The sequence below is a fragment of the Desulfovibrio sp. SGI.169 genome (assembly GCF_050313595.1).
Classification (GTDB): domain Bacteria; phylum Desulfobacterota; class Desulfovibrionia; order Desulfovibrionales; family Desulfovibrionaceae; genus Desulfovibrio.
On record NZ_JBNPLS010000059.1, the window covers coordinates 1 to 4,548 of the forward strand.

A 4,548-nucleotide genomic window follows, 5' to 3' on the forward strand; every position below is an offset into this window, starting at 1 on the left:
CCTTTGTTATGTTGTACAACCTAGTCAATATGAAGATTACGAACTTATAAATAGATATTTTGATGTACGTTTACAAAGTGCATTAAAAGCACATAGCCTTAGACGTAAAGTAAAATCTGACGAAGAAAGCTAAAAAACACCTCGCCCGCACGCGCCGGGCTTCGCGTTTTTTTCTCCACCTTTCAATTCGTTTCCGCCGCTACTGTTCATTGCGGGCCAAATCCACGTCCCCGACCACGCTGAAGGCATAATCCGCCGTATGCTCGGCACAACCTGCCGGTTGCGTTCCTCCCTGCCCCCGGATGGCGGGAGCGCAAGCCTGGCCTCGGCCATACTCTCCCGACTGTGCCCGCTGGAGCGCATCCGCTGAAACATGCGGAACCGGACAACGAAAAAGTCCGGCATGGCCTCTTCCGCAGAGAGCCGCCGTCTTTGCGGCGGACGGCTCATTGCTTGAGGGGATGCTCTATCCGCGCCTTCATAAGCTGATAGGAGGATGTCAAGGACTGAATCTCTCCGAAATAGGCAATCATTTTTTTCAGAATCTTCAGATAATATTCCGTATTTTCCGAAAACGCGGCAAGCGCGCGAAGACTCTCGTCTTCCGGAGTTTTGGCGAGTTCCTGTGAGGCTACAGTGCTATAGGAATTGGAAATTGCGATAAGCGTATCCAGAGAAAAGCGCACGGGCTCTGGGAGTGTTCCTGATTTTTCAGGCATGGAAGACCTCCTCTTTTTTGTCGTGGTTGTTGCCGGAACGCTCCCGGCGAACACGCCGGGGCCGCCCGGCCCATACAGGTGCTCGCCTTATCGCAACATTCCGGCGGAAAGACTGTCCGACCGGGAAAAAATTTTCCGGCAGATCGGGAACGGAGGGACGAACGAGCCAACGGGCGGATATGTGTCCGGATGCAGGAACCCACCTTATCGCGACGAGCCGTTGTTCTATGCCTGTATCATTCGGACACCTGATCGCGGCCGTTCTCCTTGGCTCGGTACAAAGCTTCGTCCACTCTTTTTTTGAGCCGTTCACCGCTCTCGCCGCACTGAAATTCCGCAATCCCGATACTCACCGTCAGCGGTTCTCCATCAGGCCGCACACAGAATTCTTTAACCGCCTTGCGGATGCGTTCCGCCAGAGTTCGGGCGTCGTGCAGGTGCGTCAACGGCAACAGGCCGATAAATTCCTCACCGCCGAAACGCGCGACAATGTCCGCCTCGCGGCATGTGCGGCGCAAAACCTCGGCGACATCGCACAGAACGACGTCGCCCGAGTCATGGCCGAAGCGATCATTGATATTCTTGAAATAGTCTATATCCGCCATGAACAGGCTGACCGTCACATTGTGACGGGCGGCAATGAGCACCCCTTCCTGAAGACGCATCTCGAAGAAACGGCGGTTCGGCAGGGCCGTCAGTTCATCCGTCAGGCTCATCTGACGAAGTTCCCGGCGGGCCTCTTCCAATTCCTCCACACGACGCTCCAGTTCCTGTTCCAGACATTTCAGGGACGATATGTCCACAATGACGCCCACCAGCCCTTTTTGCTCAAAGCCGGGCGAGACGAAGCCCCTTGCCCAATACAGGGAGGAGCGCAGGCCCCGGTCGGTTTTATAGGAGGTTTCGTAATGCACCTCGCCGCCGCCCCGGATGGCTTCCTCGTCCTCTTTCTGATAATGCCGCCGTTCTTCCGGACTCAGGTGGTCGAGTTCCAGCACAGTACGGTTCAGCATCTCTTCCCGCCGAACGTGAAAAAATGATTCGTATGCCTTATTAAAAAAACAGAACCGGGCATCGCTGTTTTTGGCGAATACCGGGTTAGGCAACTCATTGATGATGCTTTCAAAAAAATCCAGCTTCCGCTGCAAGAGGTCAAGCCTTGCCCGCAAAATGATAAGCTCTGCCTGGCTCGCGCCCCCGCCCTGTTGGTTGCTTATCGACACAATGTCACCTCTTGAAACGGAACGGTATTGCAATGCGTTCCGGCAACCCGTCCGGAAAAGGAACGAATTGCCGGAACACGTTAAATGAAGGCGCTATGTGCACACCTGCCTGCTCCGCTTGCGGATCAGGCGTTCTTCATCTCTTCCACCAACCCCCGCAGATCGTTCATCTGGCGAGCCAGCTCGGAAACGGCCTGGGCGGACTGGTTCATGGCATTCGAGGTTTCGCTGGAAATATCGCTTACCGTGGTGATGGAGCGGGTAATCTCCTCGCTTGCGGCGGATTGCTCTTCGCTGGCCGCCGCAATGGCGCTCACCTGATCCGCCGTATTGTCGGCAATGGACACGATTTCTTCCAGCGCCGTGCCCGAGCGCACCGCCAGCTCGGTGGTATGCTCAATGATCTGCACGGCGGTGTCCACCTGCTGGATGCTCTTTGAGGTGTTGTCCTGAATGCCGGTGATAGCCGAGGCCACATCCGATGTGGAGGCCATGGTTTTTTCGGCCAGCTTGCGCACTTCGTCCGCCACCACGGCGAAACCGCGTCCGGCCTCACCGGCGCGCGCCGCCTCAATGGCCGCGTTGAGCGCCAGCAGATTGGTCTGGTCGGCAATATCCGTAATCACCCCCATGATGCGCGTAATATCCTGCGCGCTCTGGGAGAGGGAGGCCATGCTTTCTTTCAACTGCAGGGACTGTTCGCGCACGTTGTTCATATTGTCCATAACTTCCTTCACCACGGCCGCACCGGCGCTCGCCTTTTCCTTGGCGGCGACGGAATGCTCGGACGCCTGGCCCGCGTTGCGCGCCACTTCCAACACCGTCTGGTTCATTTCCTCCATAGCGGTGGCCGTTTCTGCCACGCGCGCGGCCTGTTCCTGCGCTCCGTGTCCGGACTGCTCAATCTGGGCCGTCAATTGTTCGGAGGCGGAAGAAACCACATTGACGACGATTTCCAGTCTGTCCGCCGCAGCCATGATGCTGTCGCGCTTGGCCTGCGCGTCCGCGCTGGCTTCCTGCGCCTTGACCATAGCTTCCTGCGCCTTGGCGGACTCCTGCCGCGCGTGTTCGGACTGCTGGTTGGCCTCGTCGATATTGGTTTTCAGCATGGCTACCATCTTGACGATGTTGCCGTATACGCCCACCTTGGCGCTGCCGTCGTCCACCTCGAAATCGCCGCCCGCCACACGGTCGGCGAGGGAGGCCAGCACGCCCGGGTCCTTGCCCAACTGACGGAGGACGTTCCGACTCAACAGGATCGTCGTCGCCACGCCGATGACAAGCGCCACGGCGAGTATGCCCATAATGTACATGGTGGCTTTGGCGTTGGCGGCCTGCACGTTGCGGGTAGAGGTGTCGGAAATGGCGGCCGCCTTGCTTTCTATGGCGGAGAGCCCCGCCGCCATGTCGTGCTGTCCCTGGGCGGCGGCGAGCAGCAGCTTCATGTAGTCCTGCAAGATGCCGTTGAAAATGACGATTTCGTCAATGACGGCCTGCATGTTCCGGCGGTTGTCCGGAGAACTCAGGTTGTTCAGTTGTTTTGTCAGGTCGCTCTTGAGCGTCTTCATGCTTTCCAGAATGTCCTTGTGTTCGGCTTCGCCGGAATTGACCGAGAGCGCGGAAATGGCGGCCCGCAGGCGGTTCAGCTCAATGCGCAACGCATAGACGTTTTTCAGATTCTCCAAGCGGCGGACCATAAATTCTTCGCGTATGATGGCGTCCTGCCCCTTCTGCATGATGTCGAACTTGGCGGCAACCTGCTCAAACTGCGCGTCTCCGCTGGCCCGCAGCCGCAGGATTTCCTGCTGATGGGTGATCAATTGCGTAAACCTGTTGCTGAGCGCGGCCACATCGGCGGCGCACTGTTCCACTTCCGCCTTGTGGGCCGGATCAATCATGTGGGAAGCCGCTTCGGCAAAGTGTTGCGCGGCCGAGTTGACCAGTTCCAAAGCCGCGGTGGCGTATTTTTCCTCTTGATATTGTGTAAAACACAGATAGTTGGTCTGAATTTTTTCCACATCCGATTTACCTTTCTCAATGAATGCGGACTGAACGGCATATTCTTCCATGTTGTCCGTCACCATGTAACTAGCAGCTCCCAATATTACCGTCATCAACAAGAGGGCGGAAAATCCCAGCACCATTTTTGTTTGGAGTTTCATAAAAACCACCTTAAAATTGTTGAAGGCTATGTACCACTCGCCGCCGTATACATAATCAATTTGTCTTCTCACTATTACGTCACATCAACATAACATGAAAAGCAAATGAGGGTGCTAATTAAATAATGATGCCATATCTTTCCAGCTTCCATTAACATGGAATCTGGCAAAAAGGGCCATTGTAAGATCTACCATTTCAAGAGTTGTGCCGAAGCACTTGCACTACTTGATGTGCGAATAATGTCTTTTATATTATCTATGAGTGAAATGAGTTCCAAGCCAGGAATCTTAGCCAAGCAACCACCGGATTCGCATTGAGCAATAGAAATATTAGCCTCTGAATGAGCCATGACAGCCTCCTATGTTACTTTAAGAGAATCGGAGCAATTCCCTCGCCGAAGCAGCCCCTTCACCACTTTCTTTCTTCCGATATCATGAAATGAG

Annotated in this window: 4 protein-coding genes; all 4 read right to left on the reverse strand. The window is 55.1% G+C overall.

What is annotated here, in order from left to right:
• Window positions 1-446: 446 nt before the first annotated feature.
• The 4 genes from ACQRA4_RS13545 to ACQRA4_RS13560 all read right to left on the reverse strand — a co-directional run bounded on the left by ACQRA4_RS13545 (window position 447) and on the right by ACQRA4_RS13560 (window position 4,454).
• On the reverse strand, window positions 447-719 hold the full coding sequence (locus ACQRA4_RS13545; protein WP_427823584.1) for a hypothetical protein: 273 nt from the start codon (window positions 717-719) through the stop codon (window positions 447-449).
• A gap of 236 nt (window positions 720-955) precedes the next feature.
• Window positions 956-1,942, reverse strand: coding sequence for a diguanylate cyclase (locus ACQRA4_RS13550; protein WP_427823585.1), 987 nt, complete (start codon window positions 1,940-1,942; stop codon window positions 956-958).
• Window positions 1,943-2,067: 125 nt separating this feature from the next.
• Window positions 2,068-4,104 carry a methyl-accepting chemotaxis protein gene (locus ACQRA4_RS13555; protein WP_427823586.1) on the reverse strand — a complete coding sequence of 679 codons (2,037 nt, stop codon included), beginning with the start codon at window positions 4,102-4,104 and terminating at the stop codon, window positions 2,068-2,070.
• 188 nt (window positions 4,105-4,292) lie between these two features.
• Complete coding sequence (locus ACQRA4_RS13560) at window positions 4,293-4,454, reverse strand: hypothetical protein (protein ID WP_427823587.1); 162 nt, start codon at window positions 4,452-4,454, stop codon at window positions 4,293-4,295.
• Window positions 4,455-4,548: the final 94 nt, after the last annotated feature.

Bases quoted from the DNA above. Each gene is read 5' to 3' on its own strand.
- ACQRA4_RS13555 (WP_427823586.1), bottom strand. From the start codon at position 4,104: ATGAAACTCCAAACAAAAATGGTGCTGGGATTTTCCGCCCTCTTGTTG.
- ACQRA4_RS13560 (WP_427823587.1), bottom strand. From the start codon at position 4,454: ATGGCTCATTCAGAGGCTAATATTTCTATTGCTCAATGCGAATCCGGT.
- ACQRA4_RS13545 (WP_427823584.1), bottom strand. From the start codon at position 719: ATGCCTGAAAAATCAGGAACACTCCCAGAGCCCGTGCGCTTTTCTCTG.